Source organism: Acidovorax sp. SUPP3334, assembly GCF_030159055.1.
GTDB lineage: Bacteria > Pseudomonadota > Gammaproteobacteria > Burkholderiales > Burkholderiaceae_C > Paracidovorax.
This window is the reverse complement of the sequence record NZ_BQXQ01000020.1, coordinates 23,156-38,947: the sequence shown is the minus strand read 5'-3', so window position 1 is coordinate 38,947 and position 15,792 is coordinate 23,156. Positions and strand designations below refer to the sequence as shown.

Annotated in this window: 14 protein-coding genes and 3 pseudogenes; 4 read left to right on the top strand and 13 right to left on the bottom strand. The window is 62.1% G+C overall.

The genetic code is table 11. From position 1 onward, the window contains the following. Positions 1-67: 67 nt before the first annotated feature. The 13 genes and pseudogenes from AVHM3334_RS13050 to AVHM3334_RS12990 form a co-directional block, all read right to left on the bottom strand. A complete protein-coding gene (locus AVHM3334_RS13050; RefSeq protein WP_284412870.1) occupies positions 68-1,213 on the bottom strand; it encodes an acyltransferase family protein in 1,146 nt (381 codons plus the stop codon). Between the two features lie 2 nt (positions 1,214-1,215). After that, positions 1,216-1,887, bottom strand: coding sequence for an SDR family oxidoreductase (locus AVHM3334_RS13045; protein WP_284412868.1), 672 nt, complete (start codon positions 1,885-1,887; stop codon positions 1,216-1,218). 89 nt (positions 1,888-1,976) lie between these two features. After that, the gene (locus tag AVHM3334_RS13040; RefSeq protein ID WP_284412867.1) at positions 1,977-3,161 is read right to left on the bottom strand and encodes an acetyl-CoA C-acyltransferase; all 1,185 of its coding nucleotides are present in this window, start codon (positions 3,159-3,161) and stop codon (positions 1,977-1,979) included. A gap of 66 nt (positions 3,162-3,227) precedes the next feature. Continuing rightward, entirely contained in the window at positions 3,228-5,039 is a 1,812-nt protein-coding gene (gene aceK, locus AVHM3334_RS13035) for a bifunctional isocitrate dehydrogenase kinase/phosphatase (protein ID WP_284412865.1), read from the bottom strand. A gap of 28 nt (positions 5,040-5,067) precedes the next feature. Then, on the bottom strand, positions 5,068-5,730 hold the full coding sequence (gene can / locus AVHM3334_RS13030; RefSeq protein WP_284412863.1) for a carbonate dehydratase: 663 nt from the start codon (positions 5,728-5,730) through the stop codon (positions 5,068-5,070). A gap of 30 nt (positions 5,731-5,760) precedes the next feature. After that, entirely contained in the window at positions 5,761-6,948 is a 1,188-nt protein-coding gene (locus tag AVHM3334_RS13025; protein WP_284412861.1) for an isovaleryl-CoA dehydrogenase, read from the bottom strand. 38 nt (positions 6,949-6,986) lie between these two features. Next, a pseudogene (locus AVHM3334_RS13020) lies at positions 6,987-7,294 on the bottom strand (PaaI family thioesterase); the annotation flags it as partial. A gap of 53 nt (positions 7,295-7,347) precedes the next feature. Then, a complete protein-coding gene (locus AVHM3334_RS13015) occupies positions 7,348-7,746 on the bottom strand; it encodes a MerR family transcriptional regulator (RefSeq protein WP_284412859.1) in 399 nt (132 codons plus the stop codon). A 28-nt stretch (positions 7,747-7,774) separates the two neighbouring features. Continuing rightward, positions 7,775-8,060 (bottom strand): annotated as a pseudogene (locus AVHM3334_RS13010) (IS5/IS1182 family transposase); the annotation flags it as partial. A 265-nt stretch (positions 8,061-8,325) separates the two neighbouring features. Next, positions 8,326-8,832, bottom strand: a pseudogene (locus AVHM3334_RS13005) (GDP-mannose 4,6-dehydratase); the annotation flags it as partial. After that, positions 8,826-9,596: a glucose-1-phosphate cytidylyltransferase gene (gene rfbF, locus AVHM3334_RS13000; protein ID WP_284412946.1), complete on the bottom strand. Its 771-nt coding sequence runs from the start codon at positions 9,594-9,596 to the stop codon at positions 8,826-8,828. The gene rfbF and the pseudogene AVHM3334_RS13005, both read right to left, overlap by 7 nt. A 15-nt stretch (positions 9,597-9,611) precedes the next feature. Then, positions 9,612-10,793 (bottom strand): DegT/DnrJ/EryC1/StrS family aminotransferase, encoded by a 1,182-nt coding sequence (locus AVHM3334_RS12995; protein WP_284412857.1) that lies wholly within the window; start codon positions 10,791-10,793, stop codon positions 9,612-9,614. A 23-nt stretch (positions 10,794-10,816) separates the two neighbouring features. Next, entirely contained in the window at positions 10,817-12,496 is a 1,680-nt protein-coding gene (locus tag AVHM3334_RS12990; protein WP_284412855.1) for an O-linked N-acetylglucosamine transferase, SPINDLY family protein, read from the bottom strand. Positions 12,497-12,745: 249 nt separating this feature from the next. On the opposite strand from AVHM3334_RS12990, the gene motA reads away from it, so the two are divergent. The 4 genes from motA to AVHM3334_RS12970 all read left to right on the top strand — a co-directional run bounded on the left by motA (position 12,746) and on the right by AVHM3334_RS12970 (position 15,642). Then, the gene (gene motA, locus AVHM3334_RS12985) at positions 12,746-13,606 is read left to right on the top strand and encodes a flagellar motor stator protein MotA (RefSeq protein WP_092745671.1); all 861 of its coding nucleotides are present in this window, start codon (positions 12,746-12,748) and stop codon (positions 13,604-13,606) included. Between the two features lie 12 nt (positions 13,607-13,618). Next, complete coding sequence (gene motB, locus AVHM3334_RS12980) at positions 13,619-14,557, top strand: flagellar motor protein MotB (protein WP_284412852.1); 939 nt, start codon at positions 13,619-13,621, stop codon at positions 14,555-14,557. A 66-nt stretch (positions 14,558-14,623) separates the two neighbouring features. Beyond that, positions 14,624-15,010: a chemotaxis response regulator CheY gene (gene cheY, locus AVHM3334_RS12975; RefSeq protein ID WP_092745669.1), complete on the top strand. Its 387-nt coding sequence runs from the start codon at positions 14,624-14,626 to the stop codon at positions 15,008-15,010. A 2-nt stretch (positions 15,011-15,012) separates the two neighbouring features. After that, positions 15,013-15,642, top strand: coding sequence for a protein phosphatase CheZ (locus tag AVHM3334_RS12970; protein WP_284412850.1), 630 nt, complete (start codon positions 15,013-15,015; stop codon positions 15,640-15,642). The last annotated feature ends 150 nt before the right edge of the window (positions 15,643-15,792 follow it).

The window sequence follows — 15,792 nt, the reverse complement described above, 5'->3', positions numbered from 1 at the left end:
GTCTCCGTCGTCGAAAGGGAAGGCTCTGAAGAGGCCCTGAAAATTCTGATGGGGTGCCAGCCGCCTGCTACACCGGCGCGCTCTGCACACGCAGGCTGCGGCGTCGCGACCACTGCTCGACCACGCGCCGCCCGTAGCGCACACCTGGCTTTTCGATGCAAAACCACGAGAACGCAGCCATGACCAGCGTCGACACGAGCGACACTGCGAGGCACGCAGCCAGGCTCCAGCCCCGCTGCAGACCGATCTCGGTCACGGCCTGCTGGATCGGGAAGGCGTAGATGTACACGCCGTAGGAAAGGTCCTCGCGCGGCCAACCCTTGGAACGCCCCGCGCCCGCGTGCGCAGCCCAGAAGATGCCTGCGGCCACCAGCATCCACACGCCCAGTTGCACGCTCCAGGCGAACGGAGTGGCCAGCGCGAGCACGCCGCCCATCCCGGCCACCGGCAGCAGCCAGGCCCCGCTGCGAACCCGGTAGGCGGCAAAAGTGCAGCCGAGCAGAAAAACCACGCCGAATCCCGACACGTCTGACCACTGGAACCAATGGAAAAACGCTTTGAACCAGCGCGGGCCCGCATCAACATAGTCGTTCCAGCCTGCCACACGCGCCCATTGCCAGGAGACCGCCATCAGCAGCGCGGCCACCGGGTAGACCCAGCGCCTGCGCGTCCAGCCAGCCACGCCCGCGAGCGACAGCAGGACGTACATCAGCAGTTCATATCGGATCGTCCAGAGCGAGCCATTGACCGAGCGTGCGAACGGGTTGTTTTCGAACACGCCGGGCAGCACCTGCATGAAAGCCAGTCCCAAGGCGTTGTTGAAGAAATTGATCCAGGTGCGCGCATCGGACCAGTATTGCTGCGTGGACAGCTGCGTCATCGCCCAACCCAATACGAACACCGAAAACGCGGTCGCCACGATCAGGCCGGGAAAGATGCGCGCCACGCGCTTGGCCCAGAAAAGGCCCAGGTGCGGCTCGCGCTCCCAGCTTTGGCACACGAGGTAGCCGCTGATGAAGAAAAAGCAATACACCGCCAGCGAACCCACGCTGTGCCCGGCAAAAGGCACCGCCATGGTCAGGCGGTAAAGGAACTCTCCATGCGACAGCAGCACGGCAACCGCCGCCGCCAGCCGCAGCAGGTTGAAGCGATTGGCGCCCTGCGCGGTCGGTGCGATCACTGCCGCCCCGCGCGAAGCACCCAGCGCTGCCACGGTCACCAGTGATCGGCCCGCCGGCCGTCATGGTGAAGCAGCCGCCCACGGTCGGCAGCGGTGACGCTGGCCAGCACCTTGCGCATGCCGTGCACGCTGGCCTGGGGCGTGAGCGCAGCGCCGTCGCCGCCCATGTCGGTCTTCACCCAGCCCGGGTCGAGGGTGATGAGCGTCGCTTCGGGATGGTCGTGCTGCGCCGCGGCCACCGCCATGTTGAGGGCGGCCTTGCTCGTGCGGTACAGCCAGGAGTCGCTGTTCGGTACGCTGCCGATCAGGGACATGGTGGACGACAGGAAGGCGAAGATGCCGCCTGCCTGCGCCACCTGCGGTGCGACCTGTGACAGCGCCTGCATGGCGCCGAGCACGTTGGTGTGCATGACCGCGTCGAAATCCTCGCGCGTGGGCGGGGTGAGCGCAGAGGGCCGGCGGATCACGCCCGCAACGTACAGCGCCACGTCGATTTTTTCGCCGTCCAGCTGCCAGGCCAGCCCGCTGACGCTGGCCGGGTTGGCGACGTCCACGAGCAGGGGTTGCGCACCCAGGGCCCGCAGGCGGTCGCGCCCTGCTTCGTCCCGCACGGTGGCGATCACGCGGCAGCCCGCTGCACGGTACTGCCGCACGAATTCCAGCCCGAGACCGCGCGATGCGCCGATGACGAGAACGGTCTGGGTCACGGCATAATTCCTTGAGTCAAATTGGCCTCCAGGGCAATAATATCTAAGGCATATAGCTATTATTTTAATAGCAAACAAGTCGCAGCCGATTACACCAGTTCCAGCGCGACGGCCGTGCCTTCGCCACCGCCGATGCACAGCGTCGCCAGGCCGCGCTTCTTGCCGCGCGCCTTGAGGGCGTGGATCAGCGTGACCATGATGCGGGCGCCGCTGGCGCCGATCGGATGGCCCAGCGCGCAGGCGCCGCCGTTCACGTTCACGATGTCGTGCGACACGTTCAACTCCTTCATCAGCGCCATGGGCACGACGGCGAAGGCCTCGTTCACCTCCCACAGGTCCACGTCCAGCACGCTCCAGCCGGACTTGTTCAGCGCTTTTTGCGTGGCACCGACGGGGGCGGTGGTGAACCATTCGGGGGCCTGTGCATGCATGGCATGGGCCACGATGCGCGCGATGGGCTGGCAACCGAGCTTCTTGGCGGTGGACTCGCGCATCATCACCAGCGCCGCGGCGCCATCGTTGATGCTGGAGCTGGACGCCGCCGTGATGGTGCCGTCCTTCTTGAACGCGGGTTTCAGCTGGGGAATCTTGTCGAGCTTGACCTTGCCGGGGCCTTCGTCGATCGACACCACGGTCTCGCCCGAGCGGGTCTTGACGGTCACCGGGGCGATCTCGTCGGCGAATGCGCCGGAGTCGCTGGCGGCCTTGGCGCGTTGAACGCTGGCCGTGGCGAAAGCATCCTGCTGCTCGCGCGTGAATTCGTACTTACCGGCACAGTCTTCGCCGAAAGTACCCATCGAGCGGCCGGGCTCGTAAGCGTCTTCCAGGCCGTCGAGCATCATGTGGTCGAAGATGCGGTCATGGCCCAGCCGGTAGCCGCCTCGGCCCTTTTGCAACAGGTACGGCGCGTTGGTCATGCTTTCCATGCCGCCAGCGACGATCACCTCATGCGTGCCGGCCAGCAGCAGGTCGTGCGCGAACATCGCAGCTTTCATGCCCGAGCCGCACATCTTGCTCAAGGTCACGGCGCCAGCGCTCTCGGGCAGACCGCCCTTGAAACCGGCTTGGCGTGCAGGCGCTTGGCCCTGCCCGGCCATGAGGCAGTTGCCGAACAGCACCTCTTGCACCAACTCCGGCGAGATGCCCGCACGTTCGACGGCGGCACGGATGGCCACGCCGCCCAGGTCGTGTGCGGCCAGGCTGGAAAAGTCGCCCTGGAAGGCGCCCATGGGGGTGCGCGCGGCACCGACGATGACGATGGAATCACTGCTCATGCTGTTGCTCCTGCTGCAAAGGGTGGGAAAAATTCGGAAAAAGGAATGCCGCGCCATCCTCTCCGCTCAATGCGGCGGTGCGGATCGCGGCGGGAACCGCCGCTCGTTGTCGTACGGGAAAACGTCGTACACGTGGCCTGCCTGGATGCGCTCCTTGTGCGTCTGCCAAAAATCCGCATCCAGCAGATCGGCATGGTGGCGCATGAACACTTCGCGCACCGCGTCGTTGCCGAGCAGGAAGGGACCGAAGGTTTCGGGAAAGACGTCGCGCGGCCCAACGGCGTACCAGACCTCACCGCTCATCTCGTCCTCCTCGTTGCGGGCGGCGGGCACGCGGCGGAACTGGCAATCGGTGAGGTATTCGATCTCGTCGTAGTCGTAGAACACCACTTTGCCGTTGCGCGTGACGCCGAAGTTCTTCCACAGCATGTCGCCGGGAAAGATGTTGGCGGCCACGAGATCCTTGATGGCGTTGCCGTACTCGATGACGCTGCGCTCCATCTGCTGGCGCGCCCGCCCATCGTGCAGGCCGATCTCGAAAGCTTCCTGCAGGTAGATGTTGAGCGGGATCATGCGCCGCTCGATGTACAGGTGCTTGATGATGACTTCCGTCTGCCCGTCACCGTCCCGGTCGCTGATCTCCAATTGGCTGGGGGCGAATTTTTCGATCTCGGCGATGAGCTCGTCTTCGAACCGCTCGCGGGGAAACGCCACCTCGCTGTACTCCAGCGTATCGGCCATGCGGCCCACCCGATCGTGCTGCTTGACCAGCAGGTATTTGGATTTGATCTGCTCGCGCGTCGTGTCTTTTTGCAGCGGGTAGTAATCCTTGATGAGCTTGAAGACGAACGGAAAGCTCGGGAGATCGAAGACCAGCATCACCATGCCCTTGATGCCCGGAGCGATGCGGAAAAGGTCGCTCGAATAGCGCAGGTGGTGCAGGAAGTCGCGGTAGAACAGTGTCTTGCCCTGCTTGGCCAGCCCCAGTGCGTTGTACAACTCGGCGCGTGGCTTGCGCGGCATCAGGCTGCGCAAAAACTGCACGTATGCACTCGGGATTTCCATGTCCACCATGAAATACGCGCGGGCAAAACTGAACAGCATTTGCAGATCGTCCTCGCCGAACAGCGCCGCGTCGATCACCAGGCCACCCGCATCGCCATGCAGTATGGGCAGCGCGAAGGCCAGCTCGTTGAAGCCATTGATCACCTTGCCCACCAGATAGGCGCCTTTGTTCCGGTAGAACAGGCCGGACAGTACCTGCACCTGGAAATTGGTGCGCAGCTTGGTGTGAGGCCCCAGGCGGTTTTGAAGGGCGGACAACACATTGCGAATGTCGCCGTCCAGGTTTTCAAAGGGCCGCTGCAATTGAAAGTTATCGACGATGCGCACCAGCGTCTCGTGCAGCGTCCCGGGCGACGGGTAATAGGCCCGGTAGGTGGGCCTGGCCGCAGGTTCTTCGTTCTCGATGTATTCCGTGCTGACCGCCGGCCGCACGAAGATGAAGTCGTTATGGAAATGCGTGCGGTGGAGGATCTTGGTCGTGACCGAATTGAAGAACGTTTCGGCCAGTTCGGGCTGGTGATGGTCCACGAGCAGACCGATGTAGTGCAGCTTGACCTGATGCCACACATCCATCGGTTGCTCTCCCGCTTGGAACTCCTTGTCCAGCCGCCGCACGCATTCCTTCACGCGCAGATCGTAGAACTCGATCCGTTCCCGCTGGGCCCGCTGCTGTCCGTGCCAATCGGCGGTTTCGAACCGGTGCCTGGCGCGAGCGGACTCCGTGCGAAACAGCTGATAGTGGCGGTTGAAGCCATCCATCATCGCCTTGGCAATCGCATAGGCGTGCGGGGAGTCCAGTCGCTGCGGGAACATGGGCCGCATCCTGCGAAGGGGAACGACCTTACTCGCGGCGGGTGGCCGCGATGCCGGCAACGGCCGCCTGGTAGAGCTCGTCGATGCCTTCGGTGCCGGAAACCTCCAGGTTCAGGCTCTTGATCAACCCGTCCTTGAGACCATAGCACCAGGCATGCAGGGTGACCTTCTGGCCGCTCGCCCAGGCGTCCAGCATCACGGTGGTCTGCGCGACGTTCATCACCTGCTCGATGGCGTTGAGCTCGCAAAGCGCGTCGTGGCGCCACGCCTGCGGCGTCGCGGCGATAAGCTCACGATGGCGGTCGCGCACATCCTTCACATGACGGATCCAGTTGTCCGCCAAACCCACGCGCACGTCCTGCAGCGCGGCCAGCACGCCACCGCATCCGTAATGGCCGACCACCATCAGGTGTTCGACGCGCAGTTGGTCGACCGCGTACTGGATGGTGGAGAGGCAGTTCAGGTCGGTGGGCACCACCACGTTGGCCACATTGCGGTGCACGAACACCTCGCCCGGCTCCAACCCGGTGATCTGGTTGGCCGGCACGCGGCTGTCGGAACAGCCGACCCACATGTACTTGGGCTTCTGCTGCGCCATGAGGCCCGTGAAAAACCCGGGACGTTCCCGCTTCATCTGCGCTGCCCACGCGCGGTTGTGGACAAAAAGTTGTTCAATGTCAGGAACGGTCATTTTGGCTCTTTCAGAAGATTGTTCAACAAATCAGCATGTTTCCGCGAACAATTCGCGGCCGATGAGCATACGCCGAATCTCACTCGTCCCCGCGCCGATCTCGTAGAGTTTTGCATCTCGCCACAAGCGCCCCAGCGGGTATTCGTTGATGTAGCCATTGCCCCCGAAGATCTGGACGCCTTCGCCAGCCATCCAAGTGGCTTTCTCCGCACACCAGAGAATGACCGAGGCGCAATCCTTGCGAACTTGCCGCACATGGTCGATGCCCAGCATGTCCAGATTCTTCGCCACCGTGTATGCAAATGAGCGACCGGCCTGCAGGACGGTATACATGTCCGCCACCTTGCCCTGGATCAGTTGGAATTCACCAATGCTCTGGCCGAACTGCTTGCGATCGTGGATATACGGCACGACGTTATCCATCACCGACTGCATGATGCCGAGCGGCCCTCCCGTCAGTACGGCCCGCTCGTAGTCGAGCCCACTCATGAGTACCTTGGCACCGCCATTGAGAGCACCCAGCACTTGGCTGGCGGGCACTTCGACGTTTTCGAACACCAACTCACCGGTGTGGCTGCCTCGCATGCCCAGCTTGTCCAGCTTCTGCGCGATGCTGAAGCCCTTCATGCCTTTTTCGATCAGGAATGCAGTGACGCCCCGAGCGCCCAACTCGGGCTCGGTTTTGGCATAGACCACCAAGGTGTCAGCGTCCGGACCGTTGGTGATCCACATCTTTGTGCCGTTGAGCAGGTAGTAGCCGCCTTTGTCCTCCGCCTTGAGCTTCATGCTGATCACGTCGGAGCCCGCGCCAGGCTCGCTCATGGCAAGGGCGCCTACATGCTCACCGCTGATCAAGCGCGGCAAATACTTTTGCTTTTGCTCTTCCGTGCCGTTTCGGTTGATCTGGTTCACGCAAAGGTTGCTGTGGGCCCCGTAAGACAGGCCGACGGACGCGCTGGCACGAGAGATTTCTTCCATTGCCACCATGTGAGCGAGGTATCCCATTTGTGCACCGCCATAGGTCTCCGGCACAGTGATACCCAGCACGCCCAAATCACCCATCTTGCGCCACAGGTCCATGGGAAACTGGTCCGTGCGATCAATCTCTGCCGCACGCGGAGCGATTTCTGCCTGTGCGAAGTCACGCACGGCGTCGCGCAATGCATCAATGTCTTCACCCAACTGGAAATTCAGGCCGGGAAGGCTCGCAACGGTCATATCTATGTCTCCTGTTTTGGCATCAATAAAGAAGAAATTCAGCCAGCAACGCCGTCACGCCCGATAACGGACATGAGGGTGCAGCTCATCGTGGCAATGAGTTTTCCTGATGGTCATCCGAACTGAAAGCGCGGCCTTCGCACACAGTGATGGTTCGGCCAGGCTTGATCACTCGGTCTTCCATGCGAAAGCGAGGTCCGCGCGCCGGCGCAAGCAAATTGATTTTGAATTCGATCGTCAACACAGCGGCATCCGCGGGCATCAGCGTGAAGGCTGCATAACCACAGGCCGAATCCAACGCGGTAGACACCATGCCCGCGTGCAAAAAACCATGTTGTTCGGACAACGTGAGTGGCATGGCAATGAATGATTTACGTTTACGTAAACGTCAATTATGAATCATTTCTTCTTCTCTGCTTTTGCCAACAGTGCACGGGCCTCTTTTTCGTGCTCTCTCACTTCTTCCAGGTTGGCTTGAAGGTCTGCCATCTGCTCTTCCAATTGCTTGCGATGCTCCCCCAGCACATCAAGGAATTTGCGCAGTTGTACCCCGGTATCACGGGGGCTGTCGTACAGGTCGATGATTGCTTTCGCTTCGGTCAGCGACAAGCCCAAGCGCTTTGCTCGAAGCGTCAGCCGAAGCCGAGTTCGATCGCGAGCGCTGTAGAGGCGGGTTCGCCCACCTGGCCCCGTTCTTTCCGGTTGGAGCAATCCCATGTCTTCATAGAAGCGCATGGCCCTCGTCGTTAAATCAAACTCTTTGGCGAGGTCGCTGATGGTGTAAGTGGTTAAAGCCATAAATAGTCCGCCCTGAATAATTCTGTTTTTACCCGCACGCCGGTTGGTGCTCGACCGGAGTGGCGATCAACGCGGCGATGACCGCCTGCATCGGCAGCCAGAATCGGGCGCAAAAAAGCCGCAGCGCGGCCAGGATCAGGCGCAGGTCGTGCCCGGCCGCACATCACCGCATGCAGCGCATCGCCCAGCGCGCCCTTGAGCGGGTTGCGGGCAAGTCGCCCATCCATCTTCATGTGCCCAATGGCGGGCTCGATGGCACTGCGCCTTTTGATCATGGCCTTGAGCGTTCGCGTGATGCCACGCTTTTGGCCTGACAACTGCTTGGCTTGCGCGTAGCGCCCGATCTGCGCGGCCAGCTTGACCAGCGGGTGACGCATGTTGATCAACTCGTCCAACCTTGGACGGAACAGTTCGGCCGTTTGCGGCTGCGAAGGCTTCGGGCCCATGGAATCTCCGGAGGAATTTGCAAGAAAACAGGTATTGGCAGAACCATACCTTGCAAAGGCTGCGGCCATCAACCCCAAGAACTGCAAGCAAGATCAACGACTTGCGAATTGTTCAGGACGGACTCTGTACGGCCAACTCGGCACAAGCCTTGCTGTTGCTATAAGGGTCGTGCCCTCCCAGCAGATCGTTTTCCCGGTAGCCCCAATTCCACTCCCTGTTTTCATAGCACTTGTCCGTGGTCACGACCACGACAGCTCGCACGCTCGGGGTGGCGCGCACTGCTTCAAGAAGATTCACTGTTCCCATCAGGTTGGTGGCATACGTCTCCACCGGGTTGGCATAACCTTGCCGAACCAAAGGTTGAGCCGCCAAATGGATCAGGACCTCAGCCCCACTGCCAGCCAAAGCCTCCTGCAGTGCGGCGGCATCCCGCACATCCCCCAGCAGCGATTGCATTCCGCGATCCACTTGCGCCAAGCGAAATAGCGAAAGCGCCGGCGGCTCCAGGGCAAACCCGGTGACTTGCGCGCCTAACGCCTGCAGCCACAGACTGAGCCACCCACCTTTGAAGCCGGTATGGCCTGTTAGAAATACGCGCCTGCCTCGCCAAAAACCGGCGTCGACTGCCGGCCTCACCATGTCTTCCATGGCGCCTTCCCCGAGGCCCAAAGCCCTTCCAGCAAAACTTTTTCGCGCAGCGTGTCCATTGGTTGCCAAAAGCCTGGATGGCGATAAGCGGCAAGCTGTTTGCGCTGCGCCAAAGTTTCCAGCGGCGCGCGCTCCCATACGGTGTGGTCGTCCTCGATCAAATCCAGCACTTGCGGAGAGAGCACGAAGAATCCTCCGTTGATCAACCCCCCGTCGCCTTCCGGCTTTTCCTTGAACACCGTGACGAATTGCCGATCATCCAAGTCCAGGGCTCCGAATCGTCCGGGCGGCGGCGTGGCCATCAGGGTGGCGAGCACACCTGCGTTGCGGTGGAAAGCGATGAGCGCGCCGATGTCAATGTCGCTCACTCCGTCGCCATAGGTGAAGCAAAAAGCCTCTTCTCCGCGCACGTGCTCACCTACGCGCCTGAGGCGGCCTCCGGTCATCGTCGTCTCCCCGGTATCGACCAGCGTCCCCCTCCAGGGCTCGGCATGGCGCCCATGCACTTCCATGCGGTTATTCGCCAAATCGAAAGTGGCGTCTGACATGTGCAGGAAGTAGTTGGCGAAGTACTCCTTGATCATGTAGCCCTTGTAGCCGCAGCAGATCACGAAGTCGTTGATACCTTGCTGCGAATACATCTTCATGATGTGCCAGAGGATGGGTTTGCCCCCGATCTCCACCATGGGCTTGGGTTTCTGCAAGGTTTCTTCACTGAGCCGTGAGCCCAGCCAGCCAGCCAGCCAGCCAGCCAGCCAGGATGATCGCCTTCATGCGCTGTGCTGCCCCTCACTCCCGACCAAAGGGGCTGCGCCCTTCGCACCCAATGCAGCACGCACCGCCTCGGCCACCCGCTCCGCATCCCCCCCTGCCATACCCAGGTAGAAAGGCAATCCACAAAGATCGGTGGCAATCTTTACCGCGGCAGGCGCAGGCAGGCAAGTACTGTGCTTTTCCAGTGCGGGCATGGCATTGAGCAGTGGCTGGTACCAGCGCCGGACCATGATGTGGCGCTCTGCGCACACGCGCTCCAGCCGTTCGCGGTCTTGTGCACTGGGCAACCGCACGCACAGCAAGGTGGGCGCGGCCACCGGCTCCGCCATTTCCTGCCACCGCAGCAAGGCCGGGGTAGCCGCCGCATCCAGCCGGGCACGCAAATCCGCATGCATCGATCTGCGCAGCGCAGCGCGTTCATCCCAGCGATCCAGCGATGCCAGGCCCACTGCAGCGTGGTATTCACTCATTTTTGCGTTCGTACCGATACGAACCAGCATGCCGACCGGTACGCCAGCAGCGGGATTCAAATTGATGCCGAAGTTGGTCAACTGCCGCACTCTCGCGATCAACCCTGGACGACTGGAGACCACGAATCCGCCCTCCCCTGCGGGGAGACACTTGGTGGCGTGCAGGCTGAACACAGCGGTTCCAGTGGGTGCGTCCAGCCATTGGCTGCCGAAAGCGGCCGCTGCATCGATCACCACGGGGATGCCGGTGTCCTGCTCGAACTCGTGCCAGCCAGCCATGGCATGGGGCGCGCCGAAGGTGGCGACGGGTAGTACGGCATCAACGGCTCCCTGCGCCACGGCCTGGCGTGCGATCTCGGGAGTGAGCAACCAGCTTTGCGCGTCCACATCCGCCAGAACGGGCAGGTGGCCCGCCCTCAACACGGCCGTGGCCGTGGCCACGAAGGTCAGAGCAGGCACCAGCACGCGGCTGTGGGGCGGAAGGTCCAGCGCCGTCAGCGCCAGCTCCAGCCCCAGCGTGGCATTGGCCACCGTCGTCAACCCCAGAGACACGGGTGACCGTGCCGAGAAACGCGCGTTCAGGCCGGTTTCGAATTCGCAGACCAGCGGACCGAAGTTGGAATATTGCCGCGCTGCGTGCATGCGCTGCAAATACGGCATGAGTACCTCAGGCGCAGGCAGGTCCGGCACCAGCAGAGGAAGGGTCACCGGGGCTGGCGCAGGCCTGGGCGTCATCCGTTGCCCATCAAACGCGGCGATGCAGGCGATGCGTTTTCGGTGTGGGCCATGGCGGCCTCCAGATCCACTTCCACGCCCAGCCAGCGCGCGTCCCGGTTCAGGCAGTTCAGCCACATGAGGCGGTAGGCCTTTTCCAGCTCGGCAGTGCGGGTTGCGTAGTCCATCAGCACGCTTTTCCCCATCCACTCGCGAGCATGGTGGCGCAGATGGAGCAAGCCCTCCGTGTCAGCCATCAGCCGCAGGGCGGCAGCCACGTACGCATCTTCATCCTGGGCCACTTCGCCACCGAAGCCCAGCCCCTGCAGGGTGCGGGCGGACGACGCATCGATGCCCCGCTCTGCATCCATGGCGACGATCGGCAGACCCATCCAGAGCGCATGCAGCGTCGTCGTCCCTCCCGAGATCGGGGACGTGTCCAGCGCAACGTCCGCGATGTGGCCCAGCTCCATGAACTGATTCAAGGGCTGCTGGTGCAGAACGAATACGCGATCGACCGGCATGCCAGCAGCCTCGACGCGCATCTGCATGTTGGCCTGTGCCGCTTCGGCAGACCGCTCCTTCACCATGATGATGAGGCGGGCGTCGGGGCGCTGCTGCAGGATTCGCGCCCATGTGCCCAGCATGCGGTCGGTGACTTTGGCGGAGTTATTGAGCGAGATGAGCGTGGGGTAACCATTGCCCAGCATCGGCGGCGCCTCGCACAGCGGCGCATAGGTGGGCGGGGCATAGCTCGCCATGCACGCCAGCCGGAACAGTCGCTCGCTGTACAGCAGTTCATGCCCCGGCGGCGTGATCCCCGCGTCGGTCAGCCGGTAATCCATGGCCTTCATGCCCAACGGATTCATGAAGCCCAGCCACGTCACCTGGATAGGTGCAGCGCGGCGCGCAAAAACCAGAAGACGATTGCCCGCCGTGTGGCCCGACAAGTCCACCAGGACGTCGATGCCGTGCGAACGGATCAGCGCATGAAGCTCGTCATCGGACAGATGCATCATCTCGTGCCAGTGGGGCACGCATTGCTGGAGGGCATCGGTGATCGCGTCGCGGCGCCCTCCTGAATACACATGTACCTCGACCTCTTTCGGGTCGTGGTGGCGGAGCACGGGCAACATGAAGAACGCCACCGAGTGCTCCCGGAAGTCGGCCGTCACATAGCCGACCTTCAAGCGCTTTTTCGGCCGGCGGTCAGCCACGCTCAGCGGCGCCGCCTTGCGCGTCAATGGATCCGCATAGCGGCGTCCCCAGTCCCGATAGACCTCCAATGTCTTGACGGGGTCGCGGTTGATCTGGCTGTGCAGAAAGGCCCGCATGACCCACATGGCCGGGTTGTTGCCGCGGCGACACACGTCGTCGATCATTTCCAGGGCTTCGGCATGCCGCCCCAGATTGAACAACGCGAACGACAGTCCATGCTGCGCATCCGGCATGCCGGGTTGCAAGGTGATGGCGGTCTCGAGCGCCGGGATCGCCTGCGCCCAGTTTTCCATCTTGAGATAGGTGCGCCCCACCTGCATCCACACCTCCGCGTTGCGTGGTTCGAACGCCAAGGCCGTAGTGAACTTGGTCAAGGCCCCCACCAGATCCTGCTGCGCGAGACATTGCTCCGCCTGGTAGAGCGCGATCAGCAACTCGGCATGCGCTTGCACATCAGCATCGTCGTGGGAGGTGGGCATGGAGCACATTGGCGGCGGGCAATGAAAGAAAGAGGAATCTTTTCACGAAGGACCGAAACGGCAGGGCCCATCTTAGGCGCTGGCAAGCGCTGCAATGGCCCCAATAAACCATGGTTTGCCCGCCTGTTTCCACACGCGGGCAACCGGTTTCACCACCAGGCAGCGCGCTTGTCAAGGGAAACGAATTAGGGTGTTTCCCACCCGCATTTCCGTTTTTGCGCTTCAAAAGGACTCTGCCAGAATGGCCGCATGTTTGTAATCATCGGTTACTTGGTCTGTCTCGGGTGCATTTTCGGCGTGTACGTGGTGCACGGCGGGAATGTGAGCGTCATCGTCAAGGCGCTCCCCTTCGAGATGATCACGATCTTCGGCGGCGCGCTGGGCGCCTTCGTGGTGAACAACCAGCCGAAGGTGCTGAAGTCCACGCTGAAGGCGCTGCCCATGGCGCTGAAAGGGTCCAAGTACACCAAGGCGCGGTACATGGAATTGATGGCCATGCTGTACGACATCCTGCAGAAAGCCCGCAAGGAAGGGCTGATGGCCATCGAAAAGGATGTCGAGACGCCCCACGAGTCGGAAATCTTCAAGAAGTACCCGACGGTCGGCAACGACCACCATGTGATCGAGTTCATGACCGATTACCTGCGCATGATGGTGTCCGGCAACCTGAACGCCCACGAGATCGAGGCGCTGATGGACAGCGAAATCGAAACCCACCACCAGGAAGCGCACGCCCCCGTGGCAGCGCTTGCGCGCCTTGCGGGCGCGCTGCCCGCCTTCGGCATCATCGCCGCCGTGCTCGGCGTGGTGAACACCATGGGCTCGGTGGGCCAGCCGCCTTCCGTGCTCGGCGGCATGATCGGTTCGGCCCTGGTGGGCACCTTCCTGGGCATTCTGCTGGCCTATGGCGTGGTGGAGCCGCTCGGCGGCCTGGTGGAGCAGAAGCTGGAAGATGCCGCCAAGGAACTGCAGTGCATCAAGACCACGCTGCTGGCCAGCATGCAGGGCTACAACCCCGCCACCGCCATCGAATTCGGCCGAAAGGTACTTTTCTCCACCGACCGACCGAGCTTTGCCGAACTGGAAAGCCACGTGAAGGGCAAGAAGTAAGCTGCGGACGCCATGGCCGACAAGAAACTCCAGCCGATCATCATCAAGCGCGTCAAGAAGGGCGGCCATGCCGTGCATGGCGGCGCCTGGAAGATCGCGTATGCCGACTTCGTGACGGCCATGATGGCGTTCTTCCTGCTGATGTGGCTCCTCGGCTCGACCGCCAAGGGGGAACTGCAGGGCATCGCCGCTTACTTCAGCTCGCCTTTGAAGGTGGCCATGCAGGGAGGGGACGGCGCGGGCAACAGCTCGAGCGTGATTCCCGGCGGCGGCAACGATCTGTCCAAGGTGCACGGGCAGGTGCGCCGATCCGACTCGGAAGCCTCGACCAGCCGCAAAGCCAACCTGGAGGCCGCACGCGCCGAGCGCGCCCGCCAGGATGAGCAGCGCATCAAGGCGCTGCAGGCCAAAATCGACGCGCTGATCACTGAAAACCCCAAACTGAACGAGTACCGTTCTCAGATACGCATGGATGTGACGCCCGACGGCTTGCAGATCCAGATCGTGGATGACCAGAACCGGCCCATGTTCGACAGCGGCAGTGCGTTGGTAAAACCCTACATGCGCGACATTCTTCGAGAAATCGGTACGGCGCTCGGTGGCGTGCAAAACCGCATCAGCCTGTCCGGCCACACCGACGCAACGCCCTACGGCAACGGCGACCGTGGCTATAGCAACTGGGAGCTGTCGGCCGATCGCGCCAACGCCTCGCGCCGTGAACTGGTGGCCGCCGGCATGCCGGATGCCAAGCTGGGCCGCGTTGTCGGGCTGGCGGCCAGCGATTTGCTGGAGCCCAGGGAGCCGCGGGCGCCGTCCAATCGGCGCATCACGATCACGGTTTTGACGCAGGAAGCCGAGGAGCGTCTGCTCGGCAAGAAATCTGCCACCATCACTTCCACGGAGTTCACCGCCGAAAAGCGGGAGAATCCGGCATCCGCCCCTCGGCCGTAACGTCTTGTCACCAAACCTGCGGCCCATGACAATACACACTGCAATTTCCGACCGAAAGGGTCCCACGTGACCACTGCACTCCGCTTTTTGATCGTTGACGACTTCTCCACCATGCGACGCATCGTGCGCAACCTGCTCAAGGAAAGCGGCTTCGCCGATGCCGACGAGGCCGAAGATGGCGTGGTGGCCCTGAACAAGCTGCGCAACAGCAAGTTCGATTTCGTCGTCACCGACATCAACATGCCCAACATGAACGGGTTTCAGTTGTTGGCAGAAATCAAGAAAGACGACAAGCTCAAGCACCTGCCTGTGCTGATGGTGACCGCGGAAGCCCGCAAGGAAGACATCGTGGCCGCTGCCCAGAACGGGGCTGCCGGCTACATCGTCAAGCCGTTCACCAAAGCCACGCTGGAAGAGAAAGTCACCCTGATCCTCAAGAAAATGGGCCTGTGATCATGGACACCTCGGACAACACCCCTGCGGAAACAGGCGCCGTTCACAACAAGATCGGCCAGCTGACCCGCCAGCTGCACGATTCGCTGAACGAACTCGGCTATGCCGACAAGCTGCGCGGCACCATGGGCGAATTGCCCGATGCGCAAAGCCGTCTCTCCTATATCGCTCGCCTCACGGGCGAAGCGGCGGAAAAAGTGTTGAGTCGGGTGGAACAGGCCAAGGCCCAGCACGACTTCATCGCCGAAGAGACCCGGCGCGTGGTTTCCTCGCTGGTGAAAGACCCGGTGGCGGCCGTCGCCAAGGGCGAGATCATGAACTTCCTGCATGACGTGGAGCGCGTCACCAAGGAAGCCGACGGCCACCTGACCGAAATCATGATGGCGCAGGATTTCCACGACCTCACCGGCCAGGTGATCGCGCGCGTGGTCAATCTGGCGGCCACGATCGAAGAGCAGCTCGTGCAGTTGCTCATCCAGACCGCGCCGCCCGCTGCGCAGGCCCAGGTCGCCCCCGTGGTGGAGGCGCGCCGCGATCATCTGGCCGGCCCCGTGGTCGATCCCGAAGGCACGCCCGACGTGGTCACCGACCAGTCGCAAGTGGACGATCTGCTGGCCAGCCTGGGCTTCTGATCCCCCGGATGGCGAAATGCTCCTGAAAAAGGAGCATTCACCGCTTATCCCCGTAATCTTTGAATGCCTTTTTGACCTGAAAGGCAATGAATCCCACGGCACTCTGCTATGGTTTTTGATAAAACCACGGAACTGCCTGACGATGGCCTG